General features: G+C 66.1%; 15 protein-coding genes and 2 tRNA genes. 6 read left to right on the top strand and 11 right to left on the bottom strand.

What is annotated here, in order from left to right; translation table 11 throughout:
* The first annotated feature begins 275 nt into the window (after positions 1–275).
* The gene (locus tag NOV86_RS09565; protein WP_267641118.1) at positions 276–1,082 is read left to right on the top strand and encodes an alpha/beta hydrolase; all 807 of its coding nucleotides are present in this window, start codon (positions 276–278) and stop codon (positions 1,080–1,082) included.
* On the opposite strand, the gene NOV86_RS09560 is transcribed toward NOV86_RS09565, so the two are convergent.
* Together NOV86_RS09560 and NOV86_RS09555 are read right to left on the bottom strand one after the other, a co-directional pair.
* Positions 1,049–1,864: a group I intron-associated PD-(D/E)XK endonuclease gene (locus NOV86_RS09560; protein WP_267641116.1), complete on the bottom strand. Its 816-nt coding sequence runs from the start codon at positions 1,862–1,864 to the stop codon at positions 1,049–1,051. The two genes, NOV86_RS09565 and NOV86_RS09560, sit on opposite strands and share 34 nt — an antisense overlap.
* Positions 1,865–1,955: 91 nt before the next feature.
* A tRNA-Pro gene (locus NOV86_RS09555) sits at positions 1,956–2,029 on the bottom strand.
* Between the two features lie 108 nt (positions 2,030–2,137).
* Here NOV86_RS09555 and NOV86_RS09550 point away from each other — a divergent pair.
* On the top strand, positions 2,138–2,404 hold the full coding sequence (locus NOV86_RS09550) for a hypothetical protein (RefSeq protein ID WP_267641115.1): 267 nt from the start codon (positions 2,138–2,140) through the stop codon (positions 2,402–2,404).
* Here NOV86_RS09550 and NOV86_RS09545 read toward each other — a convergent pair.
* The 6 genes from NOV86_RS09545 to NOV86_RS09520 all read right to left on the bottom strand — a co-directional run bounded on the left by NOV86_RS09545 (position 2,401) and on the right by NOV86_RS09520 (position 9,334).
* Positions 2,401–4,329, bottom strand: coding sequence for an SLC13 family permease (locus tag NOV86_RS09545; RefSeq protein ID WP_303647495.1), 1,929 nt, complete (start codon positions 4,327–4,329; stop codon positions 2,401–2,403). The two genes, NOV86_RS09550 and NOV86_RS09545, sit on opposite strands and share 4 nt — an antisense overlap.
* 51 nt (positions 4,330–4,380) lie before the next feature.
* Complete coding sequence (locus NOV86_RS09540) at positions 4,381–5,217, bottom strand: DUF7504 family protein (RefSeq protein WP_267641114.1); 837 nt, start codon at positions 5,215–5,217, stop codon at positions 4,381–4,383.
* 85 nt (positions 5,218–5,302) lie between these two features.
* The gene (locus NOV86_RS09535; RefSeq protein ID WP_267641113.1) at positions 5,303–6,034 is read right to left on the bottom strand and encodes a DUF7504 family protein; all 732 of its coding nucleotides are present in this window, start codon (positions 6,032–6,034) and stop codon (positions 5,303–5,305) included.
* Between the two features lie 146 nt (positions 6,035–6,180).
* Complete coding sequence (locus NOV86_RS09530) at positions 6,181–6,912, bottom strand: hypothetical protein (RefSeq protein ID WP_267641112.1); 732 nt, start codon at positions 6,910–6,912, stop codon at positions 6,181–6,183.
* 16 nt (positions 6,913–6,928) lie between these two features.
* A complete protein-coding gene (locus NOV86_RS09525) occupies positions 6,929–8,983 on the bottom strand; it encodes a DEAD/DEAH box helicase (protein WP_267641111.1) in 2,055 nt (684 codons plus the stop codon).
* Positions 8,984–9,037: 54 nt separating this feature from the next.
* On the bottom strand, positions 9,038–9,334 hold the full coding sequence (locus NOV86_RS09520) for a DUF7552 domain-containing protein (protein WP_267641109.1): 297 nt from the start codon (positions 9,332–9,334) through the stop codon (positions 9,038–9,040).
* A gap of 168 nt (positions 9,335–9,502) precedes the next feature.
* Here NOV86_RS09520 and NOV86_RS09515 point away from each other — a divergent pair, with 168 nt between their 5' ends.
* Entirely contained in the window at positions 9,503–9,964 is a 462-nt protein-coding gene (locus NOV86_RS09515; RefSeq protein WP_267641108.1) for a DUF7552 domain-containing protein, read from the top strand.
* A 171-nt stretch (positions 9,965–10,135) separates the two neighbouring features.
* On the opposite strand, the gene NOV86_RS09510 is transcribed toward NOV86_RS09515, so the two are convergent.
* Positions 10,136–10,507, bottom strand: a complete 372-nt coding sequence (locus NOV86_RS09510) for a cupin domain-containing protein (RefSeq protein ID WP_267641107.1) — start codon at positions 10,505–10,507, stop codon at positions 10,136–10,138.
* 69 nt (positions 10,508–10,576) lie between these two features.
* On the opposite strand from NOV86_RS09510, the gene NOV86_RS09505 reads away from it, so the two are divergent.
* Together NOV86_RS09505 and NOV86_RS09500 are read left to right on the top strand one after the other, a co-directional pair.
* Positions 10,577–11,740 (top strand): CBS domain-containing protein, encoded by a 1,164-nt coding sequence (locus tag NOV86_RS09505; protein ID WP_267641106.1) that lies wholly within the window; start codon positions 10,577–10,579, stop codon positions 11,738–11,740.
* 113 nt (positions 11,741–11,853) lie between these two features.
* On the top strand, positions 11,854–12,684 hold the full coding sequence (locus tag NOV86_RS09500; RefSeq protein WP_267641105.1) for an HNH endonuclease: 831 nt from the start codon (positions 11,854–11,856) through the stop codon (positions 12,682–12,684).
* Between the two features lie 98 nt (positions 12,685–12,782).
* Here the strand turns inward: NOV86_RS09500 and NOV86_RS09495 are convergent.
* Positions 12,783–12,855 (bottom strand) — tRNA-His (locus NOV86_RS09495).
* A 130-nt stretch (positions 12,856–12,985) separates the two neighbouring features.
* Between NOV86_RS09495 and NOV86_RS09490 the strand changes: the two genes are divergently transcribed.
* Positions 12,986–13,444 carry a DUF5814 domain-containing protein gene (locus NOV86_RS09490; RefSeq protein ID WP_267641104.1) on the top strand — a complete coding sequence of 153 codons (459 nt, stop codon included), beginning with the start codon at positions 12,986–12,988 and terminating at the stop codon, positions 13,442–13,444.
* Positions 13,445–13,456: 12 nt separating this feature from the next.
* Here the strand turns inward: NOV86_RS09490 and NOV86_RS09485 are convergent, their stop codons facing one another.
* On the bottom strand, positions 13,457–13,882 hold the full coding sequence (locus tag NOV86_RS09485) for a DUF8146 domain-containing protein (RefSeq protein WP_267641103.1): 426 nt from the start codon (positions 13,880–13,882) through the stop codon (positions 13,457–13,459).
* Between the last annotated feature and the right edge of the window lie 10 nt (positions 13,883–13,892).

The raw sequence follows: 13,892 nt of genomic DNA, 5'->3' as shown, positions 1-13,892 counted from the left end.
CACACCTCCGCTGGTGTGTCGAAACTGTCGATACTCCCGATACTCCCCCGTCTCCCCCTCTCTGGTACATGCCTGTCTCTCTCCGGCCCGGTCCCGTCGAACTCCCCCGGTCGACGGCCCGGACCTCCTAGAATAGTGAAAATACTCGCTCGTATATGAGTATTCGCGACCCGTAACGGAGTCACCACCACGTGGTCGGGTTCTATCGGTAACCCCCAGCAGGCTACCGATTCGGGTACGAACGTACAAGTGCGCGGCGGGCGGAGTCCGAGCCGATGCGTGCGACACTCCGCCGGTACGCTCCCTACGCCGCGGTCGCCGTGGTCGTCCTGCTCGCGCTCGCGGCCACCGGCGCGTACGTCTACTTCGACGTGCTGGCCTCCGACGCCACCGAACCAATGTCGGCGGTCGAGGCCGACCACGAGGTGGCGGTCGAGCAGGCCCACGGCGGGTACGTCATCCGCGACCCCGACGCCGAGGCCAAAACTGTGGGTCTGGTGTACTACCCCGGCGGCCGGGTCGCACCCGGAGCCTACGTCGAGGCACTGGCCCCACTCGTCGCCGAACACGACGTGACCGTCTACGTCCCGAAGATGCCGCTGAACCTCGCCGTACTCGACCAGGGCAAGGCCACCGCGGTCATCCGGAGCGACGAGTCGGTCGAGACGTGGTACGTCGGCGGTCACTCCCTCGGCGGCGCGATGGCCTGCCGGTACGCCGCGAACAACGCACAGCACGTCGAGGGACTGCTCCTCGCCGCGTCGTACTGCGACGTGTCGATCGCCGACTCCGACCTGGCGGTGCTCGCGGTGACCGGCACCGAAGACGGCGTCCTGAACCGGGACCGCTTCGCCTCGAGCCGGGCGAACCTCCCCGCGAACGCCTCCCTCGTCAGCATCGAGGGGATGAACCACTCGCAGTTCGGGCACTACGGCGGCCAGTCCGGCGACGACCCGGGGACGATCTCGACCGCGGAAGCACACGAGCGGTTCGTCTCGGCGGTGGTCGAGTGGCTGTGTGCCGAGGGCGAGGCTGTGGGGTGTGCCCGTCAGGCCGGTGGCCAGTTGGTGGCGAAGGCGTAGTCGGTGGCGAGTTTGGTGTTCGCTCGAATCCGTTCGGGTTCGTCCATCCGGAGTGAGAAGGTTTCAGCCACTTCCTCACGGGCTATCGCGTACACCGCGGCGACGTCGTCGCAGTCGTCGAGGTCGTCGCAGTAGACGACGTAGCAGTCGGTGTCTGTCTCGTCCGGGTGCACCTTGATTCGACCCTCGCGCAGGAAGCCGCTCTCGATGCGGACCCGGTACGGTCGGCCGTCGACCACCGTCACGACGTTGCGCTTGCTCGTCCCTCGAACATCGCGCCAGACCGGTGCACCGGCCGACTCGAGTGCGTCGACACCGGCGACGGTCGTCGGGTCGGTCGTCTGCAGGGTCCGGGCGTTCGTGTCGAGGTCAGGCGGCCAGCGCTCGTCGAACTCGTACTCCTCGGCCCAGTTGATGTTCTTGTGGCGGATCGCGGGTTCATCCACGCGGAGTCTGATCTGCGTCCCGAACTCCCGTTCTTCGACGAGGTACATCGTCTCGTTCTCGTGGCAGTAAACGACGAAGACGTCCACGTCACCGTGGTATCGTTTGCGGACGTTCCCGGTCGAGTTCGTGTGCACCGTGGTCCCGACCAGTCGAATCGTCCCGTTCTCTATCCAGCCGGTCTTGATCTGCACGCGAAGGATCGCTCCGGTCTCCGTCTCTGCGAGGACGTCCCAGCGTTCGTTGTCCCCGACGGACGTGGCGATGGGTATCGCTCTGCGCTTGAACTCGGCGATGACGAGCGCTTCGGTGAGGTCACCTTTCCGGTGTGGGTCCATCTGGTACTCTGCCGGGGTTGGGTCGTATCCGGATATAAACCATCGTCCAGGGGAGAACCTCTCGACGGCGTCGGTGTGGCGGAAAACGGAATGGGCTGGCCCGGATTCGAACCGGGGTCAGTAGCACCCAAGGCTACGAGTATGGCCAGGCTAACCCACCAGCCCTCACGGTATCTTCTCTTCGTCCGATGTAAAGCGTTTCGTTCCATCCCCCTGCGACCCAGCCGGTACCACACCTCTCGGTTTAAGCCTCCGGCAGCCATCCGTCCAGCCATGGTCACGCCCATCGAACTCGCCATCCTCGTCCTCGTCGTCGCGTTCTTCGTGGGGGCGCGCCGGGTGGTCGACACGGTCAAGCCCTTCATCGTGAACACGATCGTCGGACTCATCGTGCTGGTGCTGGCGGGCTGGCTCGGCGTCGGTATCGTGGTCACGCCGCTGGTCCTGCTGGTGGTCGCCATTGGGGGCGCACCGGGGGCGGTGCTGGTCATCCTCCTGCACCTGCTCGACATCGCGTTCGTCGGCCTGCCGCTGGTCTAGATGCCCCAGATGGTGGCGATGCCGATGGTCGTCACGACCGCGAAGACGAGCTGGAGCGGCGTCCCGACCTTCGCGTAGTCCGAGAAGCGGTAGCCGCCGGGACCGTAGACGAACAGGTTGGTCTGGTAGCCGACGGGCGTCATGAACGCGGTCGAGGCCGCGAAGGTGACCGCGAGGACGAACGCGTAGGGCGAGGCGCCGAGCCGGGCAGCAGCGTCGAACGCGACCGGAATCATGAGGACGACGCTGGCGTTGTTCGAGATGACGTTGGTGAGCGCCGCGGTCAGGACGTAGAACAGCCCGAGCACGGCTATCTCGGGGAGCAGGTCGGCGCTCTGGACGAGGACGTCGGCGAGGTAGAGCGCGGCGCCGGTGTTCTGCATGGCGGTGCCGAGCGGGATGACGCCGGCGAGCAGGACGATGACGTCCCACTGGACCGCGTCGTACACCTCGCCGGGTTTGAGACAGCCGGTGAACACCATCGCGAGAGCGCCGGCGAGGGCGCTGACGACGATGGGGAGGATGTCGAGGGCGGCGAGGCCGACCACGCCGCCGATGATGCCCAGGGCGACGGGTATCCTGTCCTCGCGGTAGTCGTGGCGCTCGATCTCCTGGGCGACGATGAAGTCGCGGTTGACGTCGAGGCGCTCGATGGAGTCGGCGGTCGCCTGGACGAGCAGGGTGTCGCCGACCCGGAGGACGATGTTGTCCATGCGCTTCCTGATGAGTTCACCACCGCGGCGCAGCGCGAGGACGGTCGCGTCGTAGCGCTGGCGGAAGTTCATCGAGGTGAGCGACTCGCCGACGAGGTCGGAGCCGGGGGCGACGACCACCTCGACGAGGTTCTCGTCGGTCTCGGCCTGTTCGAGTTCCTCCTCCGTGACCTCGAAGTTGGGGACGAGGTCGAACCCCTCGACGTCCATGAGTTCGACCAGGGTGTCGCGGTCGGTCCGGACGAGGAAGATGTCGCCGGCCTGGATGGCCTTCGGGCCGAGCGGTTCGAGGAAGACCTCGTCGCCGCGGACGAGCTGGACGAGGTCGACGTCGAAGTCGGTCTCGACGAGCGCGTCCCGCACCGTCTGGCCGATGAGCGGTGAGTCCTCGCGGACCTCGACCTCGGTGAGGTAGTCCGCCATCTGGAACTCCTCGGTGAGGTCCTCGCGGGCCCGGATGCGTTCGGGGATGAGGTAGCGCCCGACGACGAGCAGGTAGGCGAAGCCGACGATGGCGACCACGATGCCGAGTTCGGTGAACTCGAACATCGAGAACCCGTCGGCGAGACGGGCGGAGCCGACCGGGGCGTCGTCCCGGTTGGCGATGTCGCGGGCGACCTCGCTGGCGAGGATGTTCGTCGAGGTGCCGATGAGGGTGAGCATCCCGCCGAACATCGAGGCGTACGAGAGCGGGATGAGGAGCTTCGAGGGCGAGGTCTTGCCCTTGTGGGCGATGTCGGTCACCATCGGGAGGAGGATGGCGACCGCGGCGGTGTTGTTGATGAACCCAGAGAGGGGGGCGACCACACCCATCGTCGCACTCAGTTGCTTGGTCTCGGAGTCCCCGGTGAGCGCCGCGAGCTTGCGCCCGAGTATCTGGATGATACCGGTTCGCTGGACGCCGTCGGAGAGGATGAACATCGCGAGGACCGTGATGGTCGCCGTCGAGGCGAACCCCGCGATGCCGAGTTCCGGGGCGGGCCCGGTCTCGGCGCTCCCGAGCAGGTAGAGGGGACTGGCGATGAGCCCGAGGTCTGCGAGCTGCTCGCTGAGCGGTCCCGTGACGAGCAGGACCACCATGATGCCGAGCGCGGTGATGTCGACCGGGACGGGTTCGGTCGCGAAGAACACCAGCGCGGCGAGCACCAGCGCGAACACGAACAGTATCTCGGGCGTGAGTGCGACCACACGCCGGGCAACGACTGGCCACATGAAAAGGCTACGGAAACCGGGAGAACCGACCGGCCCGTGGTCGGGCGGTCCTCAGGACCCGTTGATGGCCGAGAACCGCTCGGCGATCTCCTCGTCGGAGGCCTCGCCGTCCCCGTCGGTCGTCCTGTCGCCCGTGGCGTCGTCTGACGAGGTGTCGCTGGCGGACGTGTCGTCGGTCGGGTCGCCACCGGCCGACCTGTCGCTGTCGGTCGAGGCGTCATCGGCCGTCGGGTCGGTGAGGTCCAGCTGGGCCGTCTCCTCGGCCACGTCGGTGTCGCTGGCCCGCGACCGCCGGGAGGGGACGAGGTGTTCGACGTCGATCTCCTCCATGCGCGTCTCGTCGAATATCTGCTCGAAGGTCAACTCGAGTTGCTGGCTGTGTGCGCCCGGGTCGAGGTGGAAGTGGGCGACGGCACCGGCCGCGGTGAGTCGGCTGGCGAGCACGTGACAGAACTTGAAGACGATCTCGGCGTCGTTCGCGCGGAGGAGGTCTGTCAGGGAGTCGAAACAGACCGCTATCTCGTAGCCGGCGTCGTTCCAGACCTCGCAGAAGCGACTGATCGTCTGGCCGAGGGTCTGGAGGTCCGTCGGGTCGGCGACGGTGTCCTCGACGATGGGGTCGCTGAAGTCCGGTTCGCCCGCCCCCACGGCCCGGAAGGTCTCGCCCACGGTGATGCTGCCGCGTTTCGCCGGCTGGCGGCCGCCGGACAGCGAGCCGAAGTCGACCCCGTCGGTCACGTCACCCGGGAAGGACACGACGAGTTCGGCCCGCCGGTCGGCTCTACAGACGTGCATCAGGTCGTCGCAGTGCTCGCCGGACTCAGAGGCCGTGGTCTCGTCGAGCAGGAGAACTGTTCGTGCGTCGGCTGTCGCCGCGTCGTCGGTCATAGCTGGTACCCAACCCCCCTCGGTGCGTCGTCCGAGGTACTTGTTCGCATGGTTCTTTCCCCCACTATTAATCTGTTCCGACAGGTCAGCAGCCTTCCAGCAACTCGGCGATGTCCTCGTCGGAGGCCTCCGAGACCTCGTCGGGCCGGCCGGAGTCGCTGTCGCCGACGATGGAGTACCGTGCCTCCTCGCCCCAGCCGTCGGCGAGTGCCGCGATGTCGTCGTCGGTCGCCTGGGTGAACGCCTCGATGGCGTCGGCGTCGGTGGTCTTGCCGACGGTCACGTCGAAGATGGACTGGAAGGTGGCGACCGTCTCGTCCTCGTGTGCGGCCGGGTCGAGGTGGAAGTGCGCCAGCGCGTCGACCGACGCGAGACGGCTGTTGAGGACGTGACAGAACTGGAAGACGGCCTCGGTGCTGGCGTGGTCGAGCAGTTCGGTGAGCGAGTCGAAACACACCACGATGTCGAGGTCCTGCCGGTCCCACTGCTCGCAGAACTGGCTGATGGACGTGCCGATGGCCTGCAGGTTGCCCGGGTCCTCGACGGCGTCCATCGGGACGGGCGCCGAGAAGTCGGGGTTGGTCGACGACGCAGAGCGCATGACGTCGCCCACGGAGATGATGCCCCTCCTCGCGGGCTGGCCGGACGAGAGACTGCCGAAGCCGGTCTGCTCGGCCTGTGCGTCGGGGAACGAGACGGTCAGCTCGGCGCGGTTCCCTGCCGCACTCGCGTCGAGCAGGTCACCACAGTACGCCGTCTCGTGCTGGCGGTCCGTCAGCAACACGTTCCTGGCCCCGATGTCGTCGATTCCGGTCATGGTGTGAGTCGGGAGGCGACGGTCGACGCCGCTCCCCCGGATTATCCAACGGAAAGGCGGGTTCGCTCTTGATAGTTTTGGCCAGTTGAAAGGTTTGTAATGAGCGTTGTGGCCCTCTTCGGTGGCGCTTCCGGTGATTTCCGGGGTCAGGGGCCGTCAGACAGAAGTACTCGAAGCCGACCGACCACTGTCTCGATGCGCTCGCGCGTGGCCTCGTCCCGGGGGAGCGCGAGCCGCGACGGCCGGGCTGGGCCGACGCTGTCGAGCACCCGCCCGAGGACTCCTCGCGACGCCGACCACGCCAGCACCAGGTCGCCAGCCTCGTGGTCGACCGTCGCGTCTTCGAGGCGAGAGAGGTCGAAACACGCGTCTCCCACGCAGACGTTCGGCGGGTCGAGGGCGACCGTGGTGTCCCCGTCACGCCACTCGACGCGGTCCGCCGGGAGGACGGCGGCCGGGTGTCCTGCGAGTGCTGTCTCGACGCGCTCGGCGACGGCCGCCGTCCCCAGGGTCAGGTCGCCGTGGTCCGGGACGTATCTGAGCAGTGGGTCGTCCGGTCCCTCGACCACGAGCGTGTCCAGCGTCACGAACCGGTGGTGGCTGTCCAGGTCGAGGAGCGCGTCGAGTGCCGGCGAACAGGCGGAGAGCGAGCCGCGGTAGGTCGTCCCGCCGGCGTCCCGACTCGCCTGCGAGAAACCAGTTCGAAAGCGGTCGAGGGCCTCGGGGTGGTCGTGCTCCAGCGCCGATTCGTCGTCGAGAAGAACCTGCACCGACTCGCCGTCTTCGAGCGCCGCCCGCACTGCCGCGTTCGCCGCCTCGCGCTCGTCGGCGGTCCGGTGTTCGTCCCAGCCGAGGACGACGACGTGGGTGGGTGTCACGGCTCCGGTGTCGGCGTCACAGCTCCTGGTCCTTCAACTCGATGTCGGCGACGACCTCGTAGGGGTGTTTCTCCTTGCGGACCCCGTCGAGGATGGTGAAGGCGTCGCCGGGGGTGAGGAAGTGCGTACAGACGACGCGGCCGAGGTCGGTCGGCGCGAAGCCGTCGATGAAGTCGTACTCCAGGAGCTTCCCGATGGCGTGCTTGGTAGGTATCTCGCCGAGCATCCGGTCGTTGAGCTTCTTCGCCTTCTTGCCCGCGACCGTGATGTTCGCCAGCGTCTCCTCGACGGCGGCGTCCTCGTCGTAGCGGGTGATGACCGGCTCCATCTCGCCCTTGAGGAGCTTGAACGCGACCTCGTCCTCGGTCATCTCCATGGAGTTGTGGTAGGTGCAGTCGGGCTCGACCAGCATGTACACCTTCCCGCGGTCGTGGTAGTCCGGCCGGCCAGCGCGACCGAGCATCTGGCTGAACTCCTGGACCGAGAGCCACTCGATACCCATCGCCAGCGAGTCGAAGACGACCTGCGAGGCCGGGAAGTCGACACCGGCCGCGAGCGCCGCGGTCGTGATGACCGCGGAGATCTCCTGGTCGCCGAACATGCGCTCGACCTTCTTCCGGCGACCGTAGTCCAGTCCGGCGTGGTAGGGCGCGGCCTTGTACTCCATCTTCCGGGCGAGTTCGTGACAGCGCCGCCGGGAGTTGGTGAACACGATGGTCTGGCCGCGGTAGCCCTTCGAGGACTTCCGGTCGAACTCGCGTTTCACCAGCCGGTTGATGATGCGTGGCTTCTCCTGTCCGCCCGCGAAGGTGACGTGGCGCTCGATGGGGACGGGGCGCTCCTCGAACTCGATGAGGGTCGCCCAGAGCTTCTGGGCGAGTTCCGAGGGGTTGCCGACGGTCGCCGAGAGGTAGACCCACTGGGCGCCGCCGTAGTTCTGGCGCTGCTGTTTGCGCCTGTCGCTGTAGTACTTCAGCCGGGAGATGAGGCCGTCGAGGCGGTGGCCGCGGCCCTCCTCTTTGAGCGTGTGGACCTCGTCGATGACGACGGTCCCGATGTCGCCGAGGTCCTTCCCTGTCCGGAGCGCGTGGTCGATACCCTCGTAGGTGCCGACGATGACGTCGGCCGAGGGGTCGAACCGGGAGCCCGAGGCGGAGACGCGGCTCGCGCCGACCCGGATGGTCACGTCGACCATGTCGCCGTAGCGCTCCTCGAAGTCCTCGTGCTTCTGGTTGGCGAGCGCGACGAGGGGGACCAGAAAGAGCATCTTCCCCTTCCCGTTGAGGACGTTGTCGATGCCGGCCATCTCGCCGATGAGGGTCTTCCCGGTCGCGGTCGCGCTCACCACGAGTTGGTCGTCGCCGTCGAAGAGTCCATTGTCGACAGCCAGACTCTGGACCGGGAGCAGGGTGTCGAAGCGGTCTTCGAGCATCCCCTGCAGGCCGGGGTGGAGGTTCAGCGAGTCGGTCGGGACGAGGTCGATGTCGTCGGTCGTCGCCGATATCTCGTCGAACTTCGTGAGGTCGGGGTCGAGCTCGCCCTTGAGCAGGTTCTTGATCTTCTCGATGTCCTGTACCTCGAGCATCAGCTCCTCGAGGCGGTCCTGTGCGGGGCCGGTGAACTCGCCGTGGTAGGCGAGCTCCTGTTCGAGTTCGGCCCGGGCACAGTCGACGCAGATGTAGTCGCGCCCCGACTTCACGGCCGTGTCGGCCGTGATGGGCGAGTAGCGCCCCTCGGAGGCGCAGTAGCGACAGGTCCGGACCACCTTCGCCTCCAGCTGGTAACCGTCGAGCATCGACCGCAACTCGTCGCGGGCCGGCGAGGTGGTCTGCTCGGAGATGCGGATACGGGTCGCTCGGCGGGCGATCTCGACGAACTCGTCGGGGCTACGGGGCTCCTCCGACGAGCCGCGGATGACCCGGAAGCGACCGGGGCGGGGCCCGGCGCTGGTCTCCTTGAGTTCCAGTTTCGCGCGAAACACGCGCTTGCCATCGCGGACGACGACGGCGAGGTAGGTGTCACCGGTCTCGTGGAGGAACAACGTATCGACGCGCTGGACCTGTTCAGACACGGCTGGCGATACGTGAGTGGGGTATTTCAGGGTTCTGCGTTCCGGTCGTCCCCGCTACTCGCGGTTGACCGTCGCGGGGCGCCGACTCGTCTCGGGCTCGGGGTCGACGTCCTCGCAGACGATGAGGTCGGCGAAGGGGACCGTCGGGTCGTAGAGGCGGAGGTACGCCCGGTAGGTCGCGGCGACGTCGGTCGCCTCCGCCGCGGTCTGCCGGTCGTCGAAGCGATACCCCGACAGCGGCGCAGGGGTCTCGCCGGACTTCGCACAGACCACTCGGTACGGGCCACCCGGGGCGTGGAGGGCGTCCAGGTGGGCTCGAATCTCGCCGAACCCGTCGCGAAAGCGTGCCATCACTCCTGTCGATGCCCTATGAATAAAAAATCGTTATGGATTCCGCGAGATACTGCCGGCATCGACACCGATTCTTTAGGCCAGCCAAAAGCGGTTGTCTCCTAGACACTCGGGGCCGCTACACACCGATTCGCCAACTTTTTAGGTCGGCCTAAGATAGGTGTGGGTATGACCGACCCCGCCGGGCGCCTCCGACGCGCTCGCCGCACCGTCGCCGACCTCGCCAGCGAGGACGGCGGTTTCGTCGTCGCCTGCTCGACCACCGGCCACCGGCCCGAACCCGCGACCGGCACGCGGTTCGACACCCGTGACGACGCCCAGACGGCCGCCGAGGCGACCCGCACCTACCAGGCCGCGATGCGGGAACTCGACCCCGAGCACCCGACCTACCGACCCACCGTGTACGAGGACGACGACGCGCCCCTGCACGTCGCGACGACGCGCTCCCGGACCACGGGGATGCGCTCGAACGGGCTCCCCCGGACACAGGAGTCGGTGACGCTGAGCAACGGTCGAGACGGCGAGTGGATCCGGATGGACGACGCCCCGCTCATCCACCTCTCCCGGGACGACGGCCCCTTCGAGGACGACGTGGTGGCGCGACAGCTGGACGCGAAGCTCTCCGACTGAGGACGGCTACTCGTCCGTCTCCTCCCCTGTCTCGGGCGTCCCGAAGAGCCCGCAGAACAGGCCGACGGCGGCGCGAGACCGGGTGGTGCGAGGCTGTGACTGGCGCTTTCCCATACGGTTTAGGTTGGCCTAAACGAACAAAAGCGTACCGGAGCCGCCCGGGAGCCGATACTACTCGACCAGTTCGATCTCGTCGTCCCCGTTCGGCACCGCACAGAGGAACGCGCCCTGCTGGTCGCTCTCGTTGCGGTACCAGTGGACCGTGCCCGCCGGAATCAGGAGCGAGTCACCCGCCTCGACCCGGTACTCCTCGTCACCGATGCCCACGACGTACTCGCCCTCCAGTACGTACTGCTCGTGTTCCACCTCGTTGGTGTGTTTCGGCACCTCGCTGCCGGGGTCGAGCGTGAACCGGCGGATGGCGAAGTGGGGTGCGCCGTGGTCCGCGGAGACCAGTACCCCCTTGCGGAGCCCGGCGGCAGCGTCCACGTCCTCGTAGTCGATGTCTGCGGCGCGTCGTACGAGTGGTTCGGGGTCGCTCATGGCCGACGGTAGGCCGGGCGGGCACTTAATCGGCCACCCTTTAAGACCGTCCCGCGGCTACTGTTCCCCATGCGAAGTTTCCGCATCGGGTCCCTCTTCGGCATCCCGATCAAGTTGGACCTGACGTTCCTGTTGGTGCTTCCGCTGTTCGCCTACCTCATCGGCGACCGGGTCGCGGCCGTCGCCGACCTGATGAACCAGGTGTTCGGCGCAGGGCTGCCTATCGACCCCCTGACGACCGGGGCGACGCCCTGGGTCATCGGGTCGGCCGCCGCCATCGGCCTGTTCGCCGGCGTCGTGCTGCACGAACTCGGCCACTCGCTCGTCGCGATGCGCTACGGCTACCCCATCGACTCCATCACGCTGTGGATCTTCGGTGGCATCGCCTCGCTCTCCGAGATGCCCGAGGACTGGAAACAGGAGCTCCAGATCGCCATCGCCGGCCCCATCGTCTCCGTGCTGGTCGGGGTGGCCTCCGCCATCGCGTTCGTCGTGGTCCCGGCCGGCTACCCCGCGCCGCGGTTCGTCGTCGGGTACCTCGCGCTGATGAACCTCTCGCTCGCCGTGTTCAACATGCTCCCCGGCTTCCCGATGGACGGCGGTCGGGTGCTCCGCGCACTCCTCGCCCGCCGGCGGCCGTACGCCCGGGCGACCCAGATCGCCGCCGAGGTCGGGAAGCTCTTCGCGCTCCTGCTCGGCCTGTTCGGCCTGTTCACCTTCCAGATCCTGCTCATCGGTATCGCGTTCTTCGTCTACATCGGGGCGTCATCCGAGGCCCAGCAGGTCGTGATGAAGGCGGCGTTCCAGAACGTCACCGTCCGCGACATCATGACCCCGTGGGAGCGCCTCAACACCATCGAGCGCGACGAGAGCGTGGCGACGCTCATCCAGCGCATGTTCCAGGAACGCCACACCGGCTACCCGGTCCTGGAGAACGGCGCCCTCGTCGGGCTGGTGACCCTCGAGGACGCCCGGAGCGTCCCGTCGGTCGAGCGCGACGCCTACCTCGTCGAGGAGATCATGACGACCGACCTCGTCACCATCGGCCCCGACGCCGACGCGATGGAGGCCCTCCAGACCATGCAGGAGGAGGGCGTCGGTCGCCTGCTGGTCACCGACCACCACAACGAGCTCGTCGGGCTCATCTCCCGGACCGACCTCATGACCGCGTTCAACATCATCCAGGAGAGCGGCTCGGCGAACCCGGCGAGTCGGGCCGGGACCGCCGACTGAACTGATCTCTCTATTCCGGCAGTCACTCGCGACGAGGGTGACGACGACTCTCTCATATCGTTACTGACTCAACCAGAAGGTTTCATCTATCATGTGTGGGAAAATATGGGGGGATGGCTGACGAAGAGAACGAGGCCGAGTGGCCGTGTCCAAGTTGCGACTCCCGATTTGAAACACAGCGCGGTCTGCACGTCCACCACTGGCGAAGTCACGACGAACGCCTTCCAAACCGAGAGTGCCGATTCTGTGGAACCGAGTTCTACTCCGAACACGAACAGCGGTACTGTTCTACCGGCTGTCGACAGGAAGCCACCTCGAGCAAGGGCAGCGAGAACCCGAATTACAGGGGCGGCAAAGCAGAGACCACCTGCCGAATCTGTGGCTCCAGTTTCGAGTACTACCCAAGCGAAAAGACTGGTGTCTACTGTTCGGTATGTGTCGAGGATGGCGAGTGGCAGGAGACTCCCTGCCTCGACGGCACCGATAACCCCCGCTGGAAGGGTGGTAAACGCGAGGTCGCCTGCACCTACTGTGGGGAGCCAGTGTCGAGATATCCCAGCGAGATCAACGAGACAGTCCTCTGTAGCGAGACGTGTCGCAGCGAGTGGCTCTCGGAATCGAACACCGGCTCTGGGCATCCGAACTGGAAGGGCGGAGATCCCGGTCCGTACGGAACGGGTTGGTCGACAATCCGCAGACAGGCACTCGAACGCGATGGCTATCGATGTGTGATCTGTGGAACCACGAAGGAAGAGCTCGGCAGGAATCCCGACGTCCACCACCTTGTTCCGGTTCGACTGTACGCAGAATCCACCGGATTCGACGTCGCAGAGGCGCACGAACTGGAGAACGTGGCGTCGCTCTGTACGAGTTGCCACCGGAAGGCCGATTTCGGGAAGATCTCGTGGACAGAGCTGCGGAATGCGGTCTCCGAAGAATTATAGAATATATTATATAAATTGGCCTGGGTTGCTGGTTTCGGCGCGTAGAGGGGACGATAACGGCGACTAGCTATCTTTTGCTTCTGTAAGAATTTTGAAGGGTCCAGGTGCGAGAATTGAACCCGCGTCTCAGCCTCCACAAGGCTGAAGGATAGTCCACTACCCCAACCCGGACACTGTGTGCATCCACAGGTAATCCAGCAGCGTAAAAATACGTTACGACTCGGCGGTTCCACGACAGACAGACACACGCGGGGTGAGACCGGGGCGCTTTTGCCCGGCACGCTGCAATAGCTGTCCAAGCGTGGCCATCACGGACAAGATCTACGTCAAGAACCACCGCCAGCTCAGCTCCCAGCTGGACACGAACATCCCGAAGGGGGCGTTCAAGGGGGCGACGCTGGACATCCTGTTCAACGGTGGGGAGAACCTGGACAAGCTCGACGAGACGACGCGAGAGCGCGTGCTGGACTTCGCGCAGGACTTCATGGACTGTGGCTGTGACAACGCGCCGTACTGCGGGCATCCGGAGCGGAAGTTCATCAGCTACCTGCTGGAGTTGCGGGCGCAGGGGCTGAGCCCGAGCGCCATCGTCGACGTGATGGGTGACGATTACATGGTGTACGCCTACGAGGGCGACGTGCTGTCGTTCCTCGACGACGGGGTCCGGACGCTGGAGGCGATGGAGGAACTGGCTCGCGTCGACGACAACGAGGAGATGCGACAGCGGGCGAAGCGGTCGAAAGAGGAGCTTTCGGGCTAGGGCGTCGGGAGGTCAGTCGCGGATGCGGTAGGTCGAGTCCTCGTCGCGGTCGGTCTCGAGGTCGAGGTCCTCGAGGTGGATGACCTCCTCGCCGTCTTCGGCCTCTTCGAGGGCCTCGCGGAGGTGCGTGACGTACTGTTTGTACTCGTCGAGCTGTTCGCGGAGGTGGTCCGCTTCGAGTTCGAGGCGTTCGTGTTCGCGGACGAAGCTCTTCGGGACCTCGACCTTCGGAGGCCACTCCTCGCCGCCGGTACTTCCCTGTTCGGGGACCTCGTGTTCCGGGAGTACCTCGACCTGGCCGTCGTGGGCGACGAGCATGTCGACGTAGTCGCGGAAGACCGCCGAGAGGGAGATGTCCCGCTCCGCCGCGATCTCCTGGAGCGTGTCGAAGGCGTCCTCGTTCACGCGGAAGGAGATCGTCTTGTTCTTGTTGCCCATGTCGTGGAAC

This window comes from Haloarchaeobius amylolyticus (assembly GCF_026616195.1).
Taxonomy (GTDB): Archaea; Halobacteriota; Halobacteria; order Halobacteriales; family Natrialbaceae; genus Haloarchaeobius; species Haloarchaeobius amylolyticus.
The sequence above is the reverse complement of the archived record's forward strand: the minus strand, read 5'-3'. Positions and strand labels throughout refer to the sequence as shown.

Coding starts and splice junctions, on each gene's coding strand:
- NOV86_RS09565 (WP_267641118.1), top strand. CDS start 276: ATGCGTGCGACACTCCGCCGGTACGCTCCCTACGCCGCGGTCGCCGTG.
- NOV86_RS09560 (WP_267641116.1), bottom strand. CDS start 1,864: ATGGACCCACACCGGAAAGGTGACCTCACCGAAGCGCTCGTCATCGCC.
- NOV86_RS09550 (WP_267641115.1), top strand. CDS start 2,138: ATGGTCACGCCCATCGAACTCGCCATCCTCGTCCTCGTCGTCGCGTTC.
- NOV86_RS09545 (WP_303647495.1), bottom strand. CDS start 4,329: ATGTGGCCAGTCGTTGCCCGGCGTGTGGTCGCACTCACGCCCGAGATA.
- NOV86_RS09540 (WP_267641114.1), bottom strand. CDS start 5,217: ATGACCGACGACGCGGCGACAGCCGACGCACGAACAGTTCTCCTGCTC.
- NOV86_RS09535 (WP_267641113.1), bottom strand. CDS start 6,034: ATGACCGGAATCGACGACATCGGGGCCAGGAACGTGTTGCTGACGGAC.
- NOV86_RS09520 (WP_267641109.1), bottom strand. CDS start 9,334: ATGGCACGCTTTCGCGACGGGTTCGGCGAGATTCGAGCCCACCTGGAC.
- NOV86_RS09515 (WP_267641108.1), top strand. CDS start 9,503: ATGACCGACCCCGCCGGGCGCCTCCGACGCGCTCGCCGCACCGTCGCC.
- NOV86_RS09510 (WP_267641107.1), bottom strand. CDS start 10,507: ATGAGCGACCCCGAACCACTCGTACGACGCGCCGCAGACATCGACTAC.
- NOV86_RS09505 (WP_267641106.1), top strand. CDS start 10,577: ATGCGAAGTTTCCGCATCGGGTCCCTCTTCGGCATCCCGATCAAGTTG.
- NOV86_RS09500 (WP_267641105.1), top strand. CDS start 11,854: ATGGCTGACGAAGAGAACGAGGCCGAGTGGCCGTGTCCAAGTTGCGAC.
- NOV86_RS09485 (WP_267641103.1), bottom strand. CDS start 13,882: ATGGGCAACAAGAACAAGACGATCTCCTTCCGCGTGAACGAGGACGCC.